Origin of the sequence: Bhargavaea sp. CC-171006, assembly GCF_009761675.1 — a bacterium.
Taxonomy (GTDB): domain Bacteria; phylum Bacillota; class Bacilli; order Bacillales_A; family Planococcaceae; genus Bhargavaea; species Bhargavaea changchunensis.
In genome coordinates this window covers 134,199-149,271 of the sequence record NZ_QUZH01000015.1, presented here as the reverse complement: position 1 = coordinate 149,271, position 15,073 = coordinate 134,199, and the positions used below count along the sequence as shown (strand labels likewise).

Genomic DNA, 15,073 nt, shown 5'->3' with positions numbered 1-15,073 from the left:
GGTCAGCTGCTTTGTTGTTGTGCACAGTCTGGCACGGATTGACGTCACGTCAGGTAATTCAGGAACATCGTCGCGATCCCGAAGTAGATCAGGAGCGAGAGGATGTCGTTGACAGTCGTGATGAGGGGGCCGCTTGCCACGGCCGGGTCGAATTTGAACCGGCTGAGGACGAGAGGGATGATCGTGCCCGCCAGCGTCCCGATGATGAGCGTGATGACGAGTGAGGCGCCTACCACGATTCCGAGGATGAAGCTGCCCTGCCAGATAAAGGCGATGATCGAGATGAGCACGCCGCATATGATACCGATGAGGATGCCGACCATCAGTTCGCGGAGCACGACCCGGATAGCGGTTTTCATGTCCAGGTCTTCCGTTGCGAGCCCGCGGACGATCAGCGACAGAGACTGTGTGCCGGTGTTCCCCGTCATGCCGGCGATGAGCGGCATGAAGAATGCAAGGGCGACCACCTGGTTAAGGGTGTCTTCGAATCCGCTGATGATGCTGCCCGAAACGAGTCCGATAAACAGAAGCAGGATCAGCCAAGGCAGACGCCGCATGGCGGCCGTGACCGGCTTTGTCCGGAAGTCAATCTGCTTACCGCTCGCCATCAGCATTTCGATGTCTTCATCCGCTTCCTGGACGATGACATCGATCACGTCGTCAACGGTGATGATGCCGACGAGGACATTGTCATCATCGGTGACAGGGACCGCGACAAAATCATAGCGCGCAAACTGCTTGGCCACGTCTTCCTGGTCAGTCCGGGCGTTCGCCGAAATGACACGGCGGGACATGACGTCCCTGACCGGCGTGTCCGCATCTGTCAGGAGCAGCTGTCGGTACGACAAAACGCCGATCAGCTGCTTGTCGCTGTTGATGACGTATGTATAGTTCAGGTATTCCGCGTAGTCGCTGTAGTTTTTCAGCTTTTCGACCGCCTGCCCGACTGTATAGTCCTCGTGGACCCAGACAAAGCGGTTCGTCATGATGCGGCCGGCCGTCTCCGGCGGATAGTCGAGAATCTTCCGTACGCTTTCCGCTTCTTCCTTGAGCATCTGGCCGGTGAGCCGGTCGATCTCTTCCGGCGAGAGGTCCGTCAGCATCGCAGCAAGGTCGTCGTTCTGCATCATGTCGAGGACAGGAACGGCCTTGTCGGGCCCGAGGGCTCTGATGAATTCCATCTGATTCTCCGGCTCTAGGTACGGAAGCATCTCCGTAATGGCCGGAAGGTCGAGCCATTCCAGAATCAGCGGGTGATGTTTTTTCGGGATTTCCATGTACTGTACGGCTTGGTCATACGGGCGCAGATCCATAAACAGCTTCAAAAACCCTTTCCGGTCGCCTTCCTTCAGCTGCCGGACGAGGGCGATTGTCAGCTGTTCGGATTTCATGTCAGCCGCCATGCTCCATCGCCTCCTTCCACTATTTTCACTATACCCATCCGGCGGGTGCTTAGTCTGTGGCCGGGACTTTTCTCCCGCTCATGCAAGAAGAAAATAAGCCCATCATAAGATAGAGAATTCAGAATTTTATTGCTACACTGGTTCAAACTGATTCTTAAGGGGGAAAATCCATGCCGGCCACGAAGAAAAAATGGCTAACCGCAATGACACTTTCAGCGCTTCTTCTCGTACCCGCAGGCGCCGCACCCGGCCTGCAGCCCGCCGTCGCGACTGAAGAAGGTGCCGCACTCGGCAACGCACTGAGCGAAATCCTCAAGGACCCGAGGCTGGATGGCGCCTCATTCGGGGTGAATGTGACAAAGGCCTCTACGGGGGAGACGGTTTTCGAGCGCACCGATGATCTGTTGCTCCATCCGGCCTCGAACATGAAGATCCTGACCGGCGTCGCTGCACTTGAAGTGCTTGGGCCTGACCACCGGTTCATGACGGATGTCCTTCATACGGGCAAGCTGACTCCTGGAGGCGTCCTGAAGGGTGACCTGTATCTTCGAGGCAAGGGCGACCCGACTCTGCTCAAGGAAGACTTTGCCCAATTCGCAAAGGATGTGAAGGCGAAGGGCGTCAAGAAAGTCCACGGCAGCCTCATCGCGGATGACAGCTGGTATGATGACGTGCTGCTGTCGGAAGACCTGAACTGGTCAGATGAGCACAACTACACCGGAGCCGGCGTGTCAGCACTGACCGCTTCGCCGAACAACGACTATGACGCGGGCACCGTCATCGTGAACGTCAATCCGGCCAATGAAGCAGGTGCCGCGGCGGAGATCACGCTCGAGCCGTTTACGGAATCCGTGACGATCGACAACCGCGCAGAGACCGTTGCCAAAGACGGGAAGAAATCGATTTCCATCACCCGCGAGCACGGCACGAATAACATTGTAATTACGGGAACGATTCCGGTCGGAGCGACAGCATCGCGTTCCTGGACGGCCGTCGAGGACCCGACGATTTATGCGCTTGATCTGTTCAAACAGGCTTTGAAGCAGGAAGGCATCACAGTTTCCGGGAAGCTTGCGGAGGGTGAAACCCCTGAAGGTGCGACCGCCCTGGCTTCAAAGGAATCAATGCCGCTTAGCGAGCTGTATATCCCGTTCATGAAGCTCAGCAATAACGGTCATGCGGAAGTGCTCGTTAAGGAAATCGGCCGCAAGGGTGCCGGAGAAGGCTCGTGGGATGCCGGACTCAGCGTGATGGAGGATGTGCTTGCAGCATATGGCCTCGACCCGGCCGGCATGCGCCTGCGTGATGGCTCCGGCATGTCGCATAAGAACCTTGTGACCGCGGAGCAGCTTTCTGTCCTTCTCTATAAGGCCCAGGCAGAGCCGTGGTTCCCGGTCTTCCTGAATTCACTTCCTGTCGCGGGCCATCCGGACCGGATGACCGGCGGCACGCTCCGCACCCGCATGAAGGACACCGCAGCTGCGGAGAACGTTAAAGCGAAGACCGGATCGCTCACCGGTGTCTCGTCACTGTCCGGCTATGTGACCGCGGAAAATGGGGAGGAGTACATCTTCTCCATCCTGTTCAACAATTATCTGGCGGGCTCCGTCACACCGATCCAGGATGAGATCGCAGAAGCCATCGCAGAACTGGAATAACCGGCGGCAGTCTGAAAAGCCAGCCTGAAGAAAATCTGAAAACGGACTTGACGGTATTTTCTAAACAATGTAAGATGAGTGTTAACTTTTTAGTCCGGTAGGGGCAGAAGGTGCCGGGAGCGGCATCGCCCTTGGATCAAAGAGCAGAGTAGAGCACAGCATAGCCGAGAAATTGCAGAGTAAGAGGAGTAGCATGCGACAGGCGGCCCAGAGAGCCGGCGGCAGGTGGAAGCCGGAGCGCCCCGCATGTGAATGGACTTATGAGAGCCGCCGTGGCCCGGGCCCGGCGGACGACCTTCCCGCGTTAAGGGAACGTGCCGCGATCTGCGGCATGGCCGAGAGGGGGCGATCCGCCCCAACCGGAGGTGGCAACGCGGATATTCTCCGTCCTCCGCAACAGGACTGCTGTGCCTGTTGCGGGGGACTTTTTGATTTTCTGAGAAAAGGGAGCTGAGCAGAGATGAGCACAGTCAGAGAACAGACAGAGTCAGGACGGGTGGCCGTCAGAAGAATTGCGGCGGATGCGCTGACGCCGGTGGCCGTATTCGGCAGGCTGAAGGGCAGCAGGAAGTTCATGCTGGAAAGCTCGGGCGCGCATGACGGACCGGGGCGCTATTCCTACATCGGACAGGACCCGGTGAAGACATACCGCGCGGAGGGCCGTGTCCTTGAAGAGCGGGACTGCAGAACGGGCAGAGTATTCCGGCATGAGGGCGAGCCGCTGGAGCTGCTTCAGCGATTGCTGCCGAGGGTCGCTTCACCGGAAGCCTTCCCGTTTGCGGGAGGCGCCGTCGGGGCGATCGGATACGGGGCGGGAGAGCACAAGGTAACCGGCGGTGCAGGGCCGGATGTTCTCCTGAATGTCTACAGCACCGTCATCGTCTTCGACCATCTGGAGGGCACAGTCTCGATTGTCCGCACCAATCTAGGGGATGGGCCGGCGGATGATGATCTTGACAAAGTCGAGTCCCAGATCCTGTCCGGCGAGCCGGAAACGGAAGCTTTCACGCTCGGCGAGTTCACATCGGATACCGAAAAAGAAGCCTTCGAGGAAGCGGTCCGGCAGGGAATCGGCGCCATCGCTGCAGGCGAGCTTTATCAGGTGGTCCTGTCCCGTGACCTGAGCGCACCGTTTTCCGGAAGCCCTTTCGGACTGTACCGCCGGCTCCGCAGGCGCAACCCGTCGCCGTACATGTACATCATCGACCTCGAAGAGACGGTCATCGTCGGGACTTCTCCGGAAAGTGTCGTGAAGGCGAAGGGGGGCACCCTCTCGATGAACCCCATCGCCGGGACCCGCCGTCGGGGAAAAAACCGGGAAGAAGACCGGGCGCTTGAGACGGAACTTCTCGCCGACCCGAAAGAACTGGCCGAGCATGATATGCTCGTCGACCTCGGGCGCAATGACATCGCGAAAGCTGCAGTACCGGGGACGGTCAAGGTGACCGCCTATCAGGAAGTCGTCCGCTATGAGCACGTCATGCATCTCGTTTCTGAAGTGGAAGGGCAGCTGAAAGAGGGTGCGGATGCGTTCGATGCCATCAAGGCATGCCTTCCGGCCGGCACCGTGACCGGCGCGCCGAAGGGCAGGGCGATGGCGCTCATCGACCGTCTGGAGCCGTCGCCTCGCGGCCTGTATGGGGGCTCTGTCGGCTACATCGGCTTTAACGGCAATATGGACATGGCGCTCGCCATCCGGACCTTTTTCATCAAAGACGGGATTGCTTCGGTCCGCGCAGGCGCAGGAGTCGTCCATGACTCCCGTCCGGAACTGGAATATAAGGAGACGGCTAACAAAGCCCGTTCGCTCACGGAGGTGGTCAAATGATTTTGCTGATCGATCACGAAGACTCATTTACCCAGAACCTGTCCGGCGCCCTCGCCGTGCTGGGTGAGGACATCGGCATCCTGGATGCGAAGGCGGCGACGCTGTCGAAGGTCGAGCGGTTCGACCCGACCGCGATCATCCTGTCGTCCGGTCCCGGGAGTCCTGAAGACTGGCCGGAATCAATGGAGATTGTGCGGGAGTTCGGGGCGGATGTCCCGATCCTCGGCGTCTCGCTCGGCCAGTTGATCATCGCAGCCGCTTATGGCGAAGGAAAAAGCCGGCGCACCCAGATCCGTCACGGCAAGCCGGCCATGGTAAGGCACAAGCGGGGCGGCCTGTTCGCCTATCTTCCCCAACCGCTCCGCGTGATGTGCTGCCACTCGGCGGCACTAGACGAGGGAGCGCTTCCCGAAGTCCTGCACGCTGACGCCTACTCGATGGATGACAACACGGTCATGGCCGTGCGGCACGACCGCCATCCGGTCTACGGGCTCATGTTCCATCCGGAATCGGTCGGAACGGAAAGGGGGGAGCGGCTGCTGGCCGCCTTCCTGGAAGAGGCCAAGGCCTTCAACAAACAGAAAGAAAATGCATCCGGTCCCCAGCGGATTCCCGGGCTATAACACCATAGAGAGCAGAGGAGAGTGGAGCAGAGATGAGAGAGTTTACACAGAAAGTACGGAACGGAAACGATCTGAGCTACGAGGAAATGACAGAAGCCGCGCTGTTCATGTTTGATGAGCGCACGCCGGAAAAAGAGGTCGGCGAATTCCTCGCGGCGCTTGCCGACAAGGGAGAGACAACCTACGAGGTGGCGGCGCTTGCCGAGGTGACCCGCGGAATGGCGATCGAGCCGAATGTCCCGGAAGCCCCGTACACCGACAACTGCGGGACGGGCGGAGACGGTTCGGACAGCTTCAATATCAGTACGACCTCGGCATTCGTCCTGGCTGCCGCAGGTGTTCCGGTCGCCAAACACGGCAACCGGAAAATCTCCAGCCGTTCGGGCAGCTCCGATGTGCTGGAGGCACTCGGCATCGGGCTCGAACAGGATATGGAGGAGGCGGCAAGGCAGCTGCGCGAGGAAGGCATCGCATTCCTCTTTGCCCCGCGGCTGCATCCGAAAATGAAGCGCATCGGACAGATCCGTTCGCGGCTCGGACGGCGCACGATCTTCAACCTGACGGGACCGCTGACGAATCCCGTTCCGCTGGCATCCCAGTTCACCGGCATCAGCCGGAAGGACTTTACGATGAACTATGCATCGGTTCTCCGGATGCAGGGCCGCAAGCGAGCGATCGTCGTCTGCGGAGCGGGCGGCATGGATGAGGCCTCTCTCGCGGGGCCGAATGACTTCGTGCTGCTGGACAACGGCGACCTGATCCCGTTCACGCTCGAAGCTGAAGATGTGGGCCTCACGTCTGCCCCGCTGTCCGCCCTCAAGGGAGGAGACGGCCGGGAAAACGCGGAAATCCTCCGCTCGGTCCTCGGCGGTGCCCGCGGCCCGAAATTCGATGCTGTCGCTTTCAACGCGGGTATCGGCCTGTTTGCCGCAGGGCGCGCAGAAAGTGCACAGGAAGGCGTCGGTCTTGCAAAAGACATCATCCTGTCCGGCAAGGCGATGGAAAAGCTGGAATCCGTCATCCGGTTCCACCAGCAAACAAAGGAGGCGGTCACGCCATGACGATCCTGGACGATATTCTGGAAGAAAAGCGGAAGCGGCTTCCTTCACTGCGGGCAGAAATCCCGGCAACGCCGGCAATCCGGCACAAGCGGCCGCGTCTGTCGGAATCATTTGATGCAAAGGACGGACTTGGCGTCATCGCCGAGGTGAAGCGGGCCTCCCCGTCAAAGGGCATCATTAACGAGAACGCGGATCCCGCCGAGCAGGCGCTGCGCTATGAACAGGCAGGCGCATCTTGCATTTCCGTCCTGACGGAAGAAGCATTTTTCAAGGGGTCCTACAAAGATCTGGCAGCTGTTGCTGAAGCTGTCCGGATCCCGATTCTCTGCAAGGACTTCATCATCGATGAACTGCAGATCGACCGGGCGCTCCAGGCGGGTGCCTCCGTGATCCTCCTGATTGTGGCCGCGCTGCCGCAGGAGCGGCTCCGGGAGCTGCACGCCTATGCGGTGACAGCAGGACTCGATGTCCTCGTCGAGGTGCATGACGAAGAGGAGATGGACCGGGCGCTTGAACTGGATCCGGCATTTATCGGCATCAACAACCGTGACCTGAAGACGTTCAAAGTCGACCTCGGCAACACAGAGCGGCTGGCCGCCCGTGCCGGCAAAAAGCAGGGACGATATCTGATTTCGGAAAGCGGGATCATGTCGGCGGAGGATGCCGCACGCGTCCGGGAAAACGGCGCGGACGCCATCCTCGTCGGGGAGTCGCTCATGCGGAGCGGCGACCCGGGTGCGGTCATCCGCTCTTACCGCGGGGCGGAAGGGGTGCTCCGGCCATGACAAGGGTGAAAATCTGCGGGCTCATGGAAGCCGAGCATGTCAAAGCCGCCATCGATGCAGGAGCCGACGCCATCGGATTCGTCTTTGCCCCGAGCCGGAGGCGCGTCGATATGAAATGGGCGGCGGAGCTGGCAGCCCGTGTACCGGAGAACGTCAAGAAAGTCGGCGTCTTCGTAAATCCGGATGCCGAAGAGCTCCGCACCGTCTACCGGAATGTTCCGCTGGATTATGTGCAGTACCACGGCGACGAGACGCCTGAGCAGATCCGGAAAATCGGCCTGCCGTCAATCAAGGCATTTTCCGTCCGGACGGCAGAGGATGTCCGGAGGGCTGCCGAATATGACGTGGATTATTATCTGTTTGATGCGCCGGGCACCGACTTCCGGGGAGGCAGCGGGAATGTGTTCGACTGGTCGCTCCTTGCCGAGGCCGGCATCCCGCGGGAACGGACGATCATCGCCGGCGGACTCAACGCCGGCAACGCGGCTGAGGCGGTCAGACAGACAACTCCGTATGCACTCGACGTGTCAAGTGGCGTGGAACGGGATAAGCGGAAAGACCCGGATCTGATCCGAGGATTTATCCGTGCCGTGAAGGAAAGGGGAGAGGCCTGATGGTGAACACAACAGAGCAAAAAGCATATCAAGCACCCGATAAAACCGGCCGTTACGGTGAATACGGGGGCCGCTTCGTCCCCGAGACGCTCATGCCGGCGCTCCTCGAGCTCGAGACGGCTTACCGGGAAGCAAAAGAGGACCCTGAGTTTGTGGCACAGCTGGAATACTATCTGAAAGACTATGTCGGGCGTGAAAACCCTCTTTACTTTGCGGAACGTCTGACAGAGAACGCGGGCGGCGCAAAAATCTATCTGAAGCGCGAAGACCTGAACCATACCGGCGCGCACAAGATCAACAATGCGATCGGCCAGGCGCTTCTCGCCAAGCGGATGGGCAAGACGAAGATCATCGCGGAAACCGGAGCGGGCCAGCATGGCGTGGCGACCGCGACCGCCTGCGCGCTGCTCGACATGGAATGCATCGTGTTCATGGGCAAGGAGGACATCCGGCGTCAAGAGCTGAACGTCTTCCGGATGGAACTGCTGGGCGCTTCTGTGGTCTCGGTTGACCAGGGCTCCGGCACGCTGAAGGACGCGGTCAATGAGGCGCTCCGCTACTGGGTGGCAAATGTCTCCGACACGCATTATGTCATCGGTTCCGCACTCGGGCCGCATCCGTTCCCGGAGATTGTACGTGACTTCCAGCGGGTGATCGGTGCCGAGACCCGGCGCCAGATCCTCGAGAAGGAAGGGCGCCTGCCGGACGCGGTCGTCGCCTGCGTCGGCGGCGGAAGCAACTCGATCGGCATGTTCCACCCGTTTGTGGATGACACGGAGGTCGCCCTCTACGGCGTCGAGGCCGCGGGAAGCGGCATTGAAACAGGCAAGCATGCCGCGGCGCTTACCGGCGGCCGGCCGGGCGCGCTTCACGGCGCCTACATGTACCTTCTGCAGGATGAAGCAGGCCAGATCAATGAGGCCCATTCCATCTCCGCGGGGCTTGACTATCCGGGTGCCGGTCCCGAGCATTCGCATTTCCGCGATACGGGGCGTGTGACCTACACATCGGTCACGGATGAACAGGCTCTTGAGGCACTGAAGATGCTCAGCCGGAAGGAAGGCATCCTTCCGGCGCTCGAGAGCTCACACGCCGTGCATTACGCCGTGGAGCTTGCATCCGGCATGTCCCCTGACCAGATTGTCGTCATCTGCCTGTCCGGGCGCGGCGACAAGGATGTCATGACCGTGCGGGATGCACTGAAGGGAGGAGACGGTAATGTCTGAGATCACCAAAGCTATCCTTCAGGCACGCGAAGCCGGCGGCTGTGCATTTGTCCCGTACATCATGGCGGGCGACGGCGGACTCGATCGCCTGAAGGAGGATCTTCTGTTTCTGCAGGAAGCGGGCGCGACGGCCGTCGAGCTCGGCATTCCATTTTCCGACCCGGCTGCTGACGGGCCGGTCATCCAGGAAGCGGGTCTCCGCGCGCTCTCGGCAGGCACCACATTGAAGGCGGTCATCGAAGAAGTAAAGGCGATCCGTGAAGAGGTGCACATCCCGATCATCTTTATGACCTACCTGAACCCGGTGCTCAGCTACGGCATGGCAGGATTCGCAAACGACTGCCAGGAGGCCGGGATTGCCGGTGTCATCGTCCCGGATGTGCCGTTCGAAGAAAGCGAACCGCTCGAGGACTGCCTCCGGATGAACGGCATCGACCTGATCCGGCTCATCCCGCTGTCCGCTCCGGAAGACCGGATCCGGAAAATTGTGGAAGCTGCGGAAGGTTTCATCTACGCGGTCACCGTCGATGGCATCACCGGTGTCCGCGACAGCTTCGGGGGGACGACCGATGGCCGTCTGGAGCGGCTGAAGGCCATCGCGGACATTCCTGTCCTTGCCGGCTTCGGCATCTCGGCACCTGAACACGTCCGTGACTTCGGCCGGACGGCGGACGGCGTCATTGTCGGCAGTGCGATTGTCGACGCGCTGCACCGCGGGGAAAGGGAACCGATTAAAGAACTGATCGGCTCTGCGAAAGACATCGCGGTGCCGGCTGAATAATAGGATGTAGGGCATCCCGGTGAGCGGGATGCCCTTTTTGGGTATGCTAAAAGAGGAGTGGCTTGTGCCGGGCGTATCCTTTCCCGGTGGAAAGGTGTACACTTGGCCTCTGCCACGATAAAACGAAACTCTTGCGGCGCCGGTCCGTATATATGTCATGAGAGGTGATCCGAATGGAAACGGCCATGATCAAGAACCGCTATGAGACGATTTATCCGAAACTCGTGAACCTGTTCAGCTGGACGGTCGACAAGCGGGTGCTGCTGTCGATTGCGGGAATTTATGCTCTTGGTGAAAAGGGTTTTGATGCCGGGAGGCTCAGGGAAGTGGCCGATGCGCTGAAAAAGCGGTCAGGTCTCTTTTCCCCCGTCCGTGGGCAGTTCCACCCGCTGATTTCTGCACTGTTGGACGCGTCGGGCGAAGGCGAGCTTCCACAGGAGATGGCAGACGATCTGTTTGAAAAACAGGAGATCCTCCAAGGACTTGGATTCAGAAACACGATCCATTCCTATCTGGCGGCGACGCTGCTTTCGGATGAGGAAGGGGAGGCCCGCCGTGAGGCGATTGCGGGAAAGATGCTCTTTGACGAAATGAAGCAGAGGCACCGCATCCTGACATCAGATGATGACTACACATTTGCCGTGCTGCTCGGCAGCCAGGCAATCAGTCCGTCGGAGCTGGCAGAAGTGATGCACCAGTATTACCAGGATCTGAAGACCCGCGGTTTCCGTTTTGGAAACGAATTGCAGTGGATGTCCCAGACGATCACTTACGGCAATGCCGCCTTTGAAGAGAGCCGGGCGGAAAAGGCTTCCGAAATCCGTAACCGGCTGAAAGCGGAAGGGCTGAAAGTCAAGCCGCTCCATTATCCGGCAATCGGTCTTCTCACCGTGTTCCACGTGGAACAATCGCAAGTGGAGCATATCGTGGAGACGGCCAAGGCCCTCTCGGAGATGAAACTGTTCCGCTGGTACAAAGAAATGGCGCTGTCCGCGGCCATCCAGTCGGTGCTCATGGAAATGACGACGGGAGAGCAGGCAGCCCACATCGGCATCGCCGCGTCCGTGGAACAAGTGCTCCGTGCCCAGCAGGCGATCATGGCATCGAGCGGCGCTGCCGCGGCGGCTGCCGCAGCATCGGCCGGCGGGGGTGGGGACGGCGGCTCCTGATTGGTCCGGAGAAAACACGAAGCCCGCAGCGCCAAGCCAGGCGCTGCGGGCTTCGTTTGTTTAAAGGGTCTTTTCAAGCAGTGTCCAGATAAGCCGGGCCTCCTCCGGGGAGCGAGGCGTAATCGCCGCGTTTTTCGGGTACGGGTCGCTTTCCGGTCGGTTGCGAACATATTTCACGGTGTAAGGGTTCTGCTCTTCGGCGATCCGGAATGCGCCTTCCGCGGCAGGGGAGAGCAGATTCCTCTTTCGTTCAATCCCCCAACGGAACCAGGCAAAAAAGGCGTTGTCCCCATCGGGATCCTCGTAATGGGCGATCAGGCTTTCCGCTTCGTCCAGCCTTCCGAGGGAGATCAGGGCCGACAGCGCGACATAGCGTGCCCCCTGATGGTCACCCGGGTTTAGCTGGAGGATGGCATAGAGTTCATCGAATGCTTCTTCCATCCGCCCTTCCTCCCAGAGCCGGACGGCGATCCGAAACCGCGCACGCAGGTACTGCCGGTTTGGCACATAGCCCCAGGCAATCTCGATGTCCGGCTCAAACTGCCGTTCAGCGGAAGCAGCAGCACGGCGCAGAAGGGCCAGTTGCTCTTCCGGGTTTTCCGTCCGCTCCGCCTGAAGCATAAGGGCATCGGCATTTTCGCGATCAAGCTGCAGGGCTTCCCGGGCCTTTTCTTCACGAATATCCGCGTCTTTTGCGAGATAGGCTTCATATGCACGGATCTGAGCTTCCTCTTTGGCGGAATGCGGCATATATGGCCGGTCTTCGTAGGCTTCCATAAGCCGCCGAAGCGCTTTTTGGTCAGCAACTTCCGCATCTTTCAGATGCATGAACATCTGCCAGTTCCTGAACTCCGCAGGCATCGGATCGGTACCGGCCCCAAGTGCGTATACGGGAGTCTCACCGTCTTCATGAGCCACTGCCTCGTCCATGAAACGGCCAAATTCCTGTGCGAATTGCCGGGCGGAGTCCGGGTCCGTCCCGAAATGGCCGGCTGTCTCGGCGAGCGACCAGTTGAGGCCGAATGCGCCGGAGCGGATGCCGTGCCACACGGCCCCTGCAATGGCGCCGTCCGGGACATCTTCCTTGCTGCCGAGGAAATGGAAAAACCCTTCTACAATGCGGTCATCTTTAAGGTCTTCTTCGATCATGAAGTCCTCGAGCGCCTCTGTGGCCCCGGAGATGCTTTCCGGAAGTGCGGTTTCTTCGATGACATGGCCGAACAATCTGTAGGCGGCAAGGGGATGCGCCAGGAAAAACGCTTGGGCATCCTGCCCTGAAGCGGCCTGCCGCAATTTCTCGATGGTCTCCTCTTCCGCGCCTTCCGCGGTGACGAGGCTGTTGAGCGGCAAAAGACGGCCATCTGCTCTTGAGTCCCTCACGAAAAATCCGATCAGCACATCACCCGCCCGTGCACAGATGGAAGGGCCGGCGGCGAGGTGGAATCTGTCGCCCGTCAGTACGTCATCAGTATGTACAGTACGCATGTCCGAATCCGTCACGAGAAGGGCGAGGAGCAGAGGGTCCAGGAAATTTTCCAGGACCGACCGGACTTTTACGCGGCTTTCTGTTTCTGCAGCTTTCCGGATGTAATCGTTCCAGATATCGGCCCTTTTCTGGAAAAAGTACAGGTCGCCGATGATCATGCCGGCCTCTTCTTCCCCGTGAAGGGAAGCGAGCACTTCACCTTCATCACGCCTCAACGCTGTCAGTTCCTGCAGTTCGGAAGGGGTCGGATGGGCTGCGAAAAAGCCTTCGAGGACACGTCCGATGTCCTGGTCGATCTCCCGCTCCAGCCGTTTGCGGTCCTTTTCGGCGCCGCAGCACTTTTTGTATTTCTTGCCGCTGCCGCACGGACACGGGTCATTGCGCCCGGCGGCAGCATCCCGCTCCTGTGCCCTCATCGGTTCGGCTCGTCCAGGAGCAAGCGTTCTTCGTCACGGCTGTGGATGTCATCGACCACGATCAGCGCCTCGAACTGCTGCATGACATCCGGGGTCAGGCCCTCTTCCGTGAGCATCCGTTTAATGTCCTTCGCCATTGTCCTCATCAGGTCGTGGTCACGTGTCAGCTGGATGACTGCGCGCTCCAGCTCCGGATGCAGCCCGACCATTTCCTGATAGAAACCGTCTTCCTCGGCGTCCGCATGGGCGATGATGCGGGTTTCCCAGTATTCGAGGAGGTGGTCGGCTGCCATCTTCGCGACCTCTCCTTCCCCGGCTTTCAGCAGGCGCTTGACTTCATCGGTTTTCTGGATGGCGCCTGTGAGCGCGCCCTGATGGATTGCGTGATGCGCATGGAGTTGCTTTAATGCGGGTCCGGGCATGATTTTCCATCCTTTCAGATTTTTCTATCAGTATAGCACAGGAAATAGGGAATTCCCGGAAGACGGGGAAGGTCCACAGGGGATACAGGGAATTCCCTGAGCGCGTTTGACAAGCGATGCAGGCTCGACTATTTTTTAAGAAAAGGGGGGACGGGCATGAAAAAGATCATCGCGTTTGCCGCGGCCGCAATGCTTCTCGCCGGTTGCGGGGCATCAGGTGCGGAAGAGGAAAAGACGCTCCGCATTTCGGCTGCCGCAAGCCTGATGGATGCGATCGGGGAACTGGAGCCGGTGTTCAGGGAGTCGCATCCTGACACCGAGCTCGTCATCAATTACGGCTCCTCGACGAAACTCCGCGCGCAGATTGAACAGGGAGCCCCGTTCGACCTGTTTTTGTCGGCCAGCAGTACGGATATGGAAAAGGCGGCGGACGCGGGTTACATAGATGCCGAAACCGTCATCCCGTTCGCAGAAAACCGGCTCGTCCTCGTTTCAGCGGGGACAATGGACAGCAATGTCGAGGACGTGCTTCGGAATCCGGGAGGCAGCATCGCCGTCGGACAGCCGGACAGCGTGCCGCTCGGAATCTATACAAAAGAATCTCTCGATACTGCAGGGCTATGGGACGATCTGGACGGCCGCCTGGTCTACGGCAAGGACGCCCGGCAGGTACTGACATATGTGGAAAGCGGCAATACGGACCTTGGCATCATCTATCGGTCGGATGCGGCCATTTCGGACAAGGTAGAGGTCGTGGGTGAGCTTCCGCCGGGCGATACACCGATTGTTTATCCGGCGGGAATTGCGGAACAGGCGGAAAATACGGCTGCCGCAGAGGCCTTCCTTGAACTGCTGACAGGCGATAATGGGCGGCAAGTCATCGTAGACTACGGCTTTGCGCAGCCGGAGGACGGCAAGTGACGGTTCCGGACCTCTCGCCGCTCACGCTGTCGCTCCGCGTCGCGCTGCTATCCACGGTGCTCGCGGCGGTAACGGGCATCGCTCTCGCCCGGTTCATGGGGCGCAGGGAATTCCCGGGCAAGAGCGCGGCCGAAGCGCTGATTTTGCTGCCGCTTGTTTTGCCGCCGACCGTGGTGGGATTCGGGCTGATCATGCTGTTCGGCGTGAATGGACCCATCGGACGCCTGCTCGAGGACTGGTTCGGCATCCGGATTGTCTTCACATGGGTCGGGGCGGTGATCGCTTCATTCATCGTGTCACTCCCCCTGATGTATCAGAGCGTGCAGGCGGCGTTCGAGAAGGTCGACCCCAGATGGGAAAACGTTGCCCGCACGATGGGCGTCAGCGAATGGCGGATCTTCCGGAAAGTGACCTTCCCGCTTGCCTGGCCGGGTATTTTGGCGGGACTCGTCCTCTCGTTCGCACGGGGCCTGGGGGAATTTGGTGCAACACTCATGATCGCCGGATTCATCCCGGGCGAGACCGTTACCATTCCGCTTGCCATCTATTTTTCCTATGAGGCCGGACGCACCGGCGAGGCGATGTTCTGGGTCGTCCTCATCACGTTGCTCGGCCTTGCCGCCATCACCTGGCTGAACGGCTGGCGCAGGAAGACCTCAAGAAGACGGGGAAGGGAGTGA

General features: G+C 59.6%; 14 protein-coding genes. 11 read left to right on the top strand and 3 right to left on the bottom strand.

The window, feature by feature from the left end; translation table 11 throughout:
* Positions 1-44: 44 nt before the first annotated feature.
* Positions 45-1,403: a magnesium transporter gene (mgtE, locus tag DZC51_RS07625; protein ID WP_157294785.1), complete on the bottom strand. Its 1,359-nt coding sequence runs from the start codon at positions 1,401-1,403 to the stop codon at positions 45-47.
* A 170-nt stretch (positions 1,404-1,573) separates the two neighbouring features.
* Here mgtE and dacB point away from each other — a divergent pair, with 170 nt between their 5' ends.
* From dacB to DZC51_RS07580, 9 genes are all read left to right on the top strand, one after another.
* Entirely contained in the window at positions 1,574-3,061 is a 1,488-nt protein-coding gene (gene dacB / locus DZC51_RS07620; RefSeq protein ID WP_157294784.1) for a D-alanyl-D-alanine carboxypeptidase/D-alanyl-D-alanine endopeptidase, read from the top strand.
* A 460-nt stretch (positions 3,062-3,521) separates the two neighbouring features.
* On the top strand, positions 3,522-4,889 hold the full coding sequence (locus DZC51_RS07615) for an anthranilate synthase component I family protein (protein ID WP_157294783.1): 1,368 nt from the start codon (positions 3,522-3,524) through the stop codon (positions 4,887-4,889).
* Complete coding sequence (locus DZC51_RS07610) at positions 4,886-5,512, top strand: anthranilate synthase component II (RefSeq protein WP_157294782.1); 627 nt, start codon at positions 4,886-4,888, stop codon at positions 5,510-5,512. The genes DZC51_RS07615 and DZC51_RS07610 overlap by 4 nt, the downstream gene beginning before the upstream one ends.
* Positions 5,513-5,544: 32 nt before the next feature.
* Positions 5,545-6,573 carry an anthranilate phosphoribosyltransferase gene (gene trpD / locus DZC51_RS07605; protein ID WP_157294781.1) on the top strand — a complete coding sequence of 343 codons (1,029 nt, stop codon included), beginning with the start codon at positions 5,545-5,547 and terminating at the stop codon, positions 6,571-6,573.
* Positions 6,570-7,358 (top strand): indole-3-glycerol phosphate synthase TrpC, encoded by a 789-nt coding sequence (trpC, locus tag DZC51_RS07600; RefSeq protein WP_157294780.1) that lies wholly within the window; start codon positions 6,570-6,572, stop codon positions 7,356-7,358. The genes trpD and trpC overlap by 4 nt, the downstream gene beginning before the upstream one ends.
* Positions 7,355-7,972, top strand: a complete 618-nt coding sequence (locus DZC51_RS07595) for a phosphoribosylanthranilate isomerase (protein ID WP_157294779.1) — start codon at positions 7,355-7,357, stop codon at positions 7,970-7,972. The genes trpC and DZC51_RS07595 overlap by 4 nt, the downstream gene beginning before the upstream one ends.
* Positions 7,972-9,198, top strand: a complete 1,227-nt coding sequence (gene trpB / locus DZC51_RS07590) for a tryptophan synthase subunit beta (RefSeq protein WP_157294778.1) — start codon at positions 7,972-7,974, stop codon at positions 9,196-9,198. The genes DZC51_RS07595 and trpB overlap by 1 nt, the downstream gene beginning before the upstream one ends.
* Positions 9,191-9,979 (top strand): tryptophan synthase subunit alpha, encoded by a 789-nt coding sequence (trpA, locus tag DZC51_RS07585; protein WP_157294777.1) that lies wholly within the window; start codon positions 9,191-9,193, stop codon positions 9,977-9,979. Before trpB ends, trpA begins: the two co-directional genes overlap by 8 nt.
* A gap of 173 nt (positions 9,980-10,152) precedes the next feature.
* Positions 10,153-11,148 carry a DUF4003 family protein gene (locus DZC51_RS07580; protein ID WP_157294776.1) on the top strand — a complete coding sequence of 332 codons (996 nt, stop codon included), beginning with the start codon at positions 10,153-10,155 and terminating at the stop codon, positions 11,146-11,148.
* A 60-nt stretch (positions 11,149-11,208) separates the two neighbouring features.
* Here DZC51_RS07580 and DZC51_RS16215 read toward each other — a convergent pair whose 3' ends face one another.
* Positions 11,209-13,050: an SEC-C metal-binding domain-containing protein gene (locus tag DZC51_RS16215; RefSeq protein ID WP_198304079.1), complete on the bottom strand. Its 1,842-nt coding sequence runs from the start codon at positions 13,048-13,050 to the stop codon at positions 11,209-11,211.
* Positions 13,047-13,472 (bottom strand): hypothetical protein, encoded by a 426-nt coding sequence (locus DZC51_RS07570; protein WP_157294775.1) that lies wholly within the window; start codon positions 13,470-13,472, stop codon positions 13,047-13,049. Before DZC51_RS07570 ends, DZC51_RS16215 begins: the two co-directional genes overlap by 4 nt.
* 156 nt (positions 13,473-13,628) lie before the next feature.
* Between DZC51_RS07570 and modA the strand changes: the two genes are divergently transcribed.
* Both modA and modB read left to right on the top strand, forming a co-directional pair.
* Entirely contained in the window at positions 13,629-14,393 is a 765-nt protein-coding gene (gene modA / locus DZC51_RS07565; protein WP_157294774.1) for a molybdate ABC transporter substrate-binding protein, read from the top strand.
* Positions 14,390-15,073: a molybdate ABC transporter permease subunit gene (modB, locus tag DZC51_RS07560; RefSeq protein ID WP_157294773.1), complete on the top strand. Its 684-nt coding sequence runs from the start codon at positions 14,390-14,392 to the stop codon at positions 15,071-15,073. The genes modA and modB overlap by 4 nt, the downstream gene beginning before the upstream one ends.

Coding starts and splice junctions, on each gene's coding strand:
- mgtE (WP_157294785.1), bottom strand. CDS start 1,403: ATGGCGGCTGACATGAAATCCGAACAGCTGACAATCGCCCTCGTCCGG.
- dacB (WP_157294784.1), top strand. CDS start 1,574: ATGCCGGCCACGAAGAAAAAATGGCTAACCGCAATGACACTTTCAGCG.
- DZC51_RS07615 (WP_157294783.1), top strand. CDS start 3,522: ATGAGCACAGTCAGAGAACAGACAGAGTCAGGACGGGTGGCCGTCAGA.
- DZC51_RS07610 (WP_157294782.1), top strand. CDS start 4,886: ATGATTTTGCTGATCGATCACGAAGACTCATTTACCCAGAACCTGTCC.
- trpD (WP_157294781.1), top strand. CDS start 5,545: ATGAGAGAGTTTACACAGAAAGTACGGAACGGAAACGATCTGAGCTAC.
- trpC (WP_157294780.1), top strand. CDS start 6,570: ATGACGATCCTGGACGATATTCTGGAAGAAAAGCGGAAGCGGCTTCCT.
- DZC51_RS07595 (WP_157294779.1), top strand. CDS start 7,355: ATGACAAGGGTGAAAATCTGCGGGCTCATGGAAGCCGAGCATGTCAAA.
- trpB (WP_157294778.1), top strand. CDS start 7,972: ATGGTGAACACAACAGAGCAAAAAGCATATCAAGCACCCGATAAAACC.
- trpA (WP_157294777.1), top strand. CDS start 9,191: ATGTCTGAGATCACCAAAGCTATCCTTCAGGCACGCGAAGCCGGCGGC.
- DZC51_RS07580 (WP_157294776.1), top strand. CDS start 10,153: ATGGAAACGGCCATGATCAAGAACCGCTATGAGACGATTTATCCGAAA.
- DZC51_RS16215 (WP_198304079.1), bottom strand. CDS start 13,050: ATGAGGGCACAGGAGCGGGATGCTGCCGCCGGGCGCAATGACCCGTGT.
- DZC51_RS07570 (WP_157294775.1), bottom strand. CDS start 13,472: ATGCCCGGACCCGCATTAAAGCAACTCCATGCGCATCACGCAATCCAT.
- modA (WP_157294774.1), top strand. CDS start 13,629: ATGAAAAAGATCATCGCGTTTGCCGCGGCCGCAATGCTTCTCGCCGGT.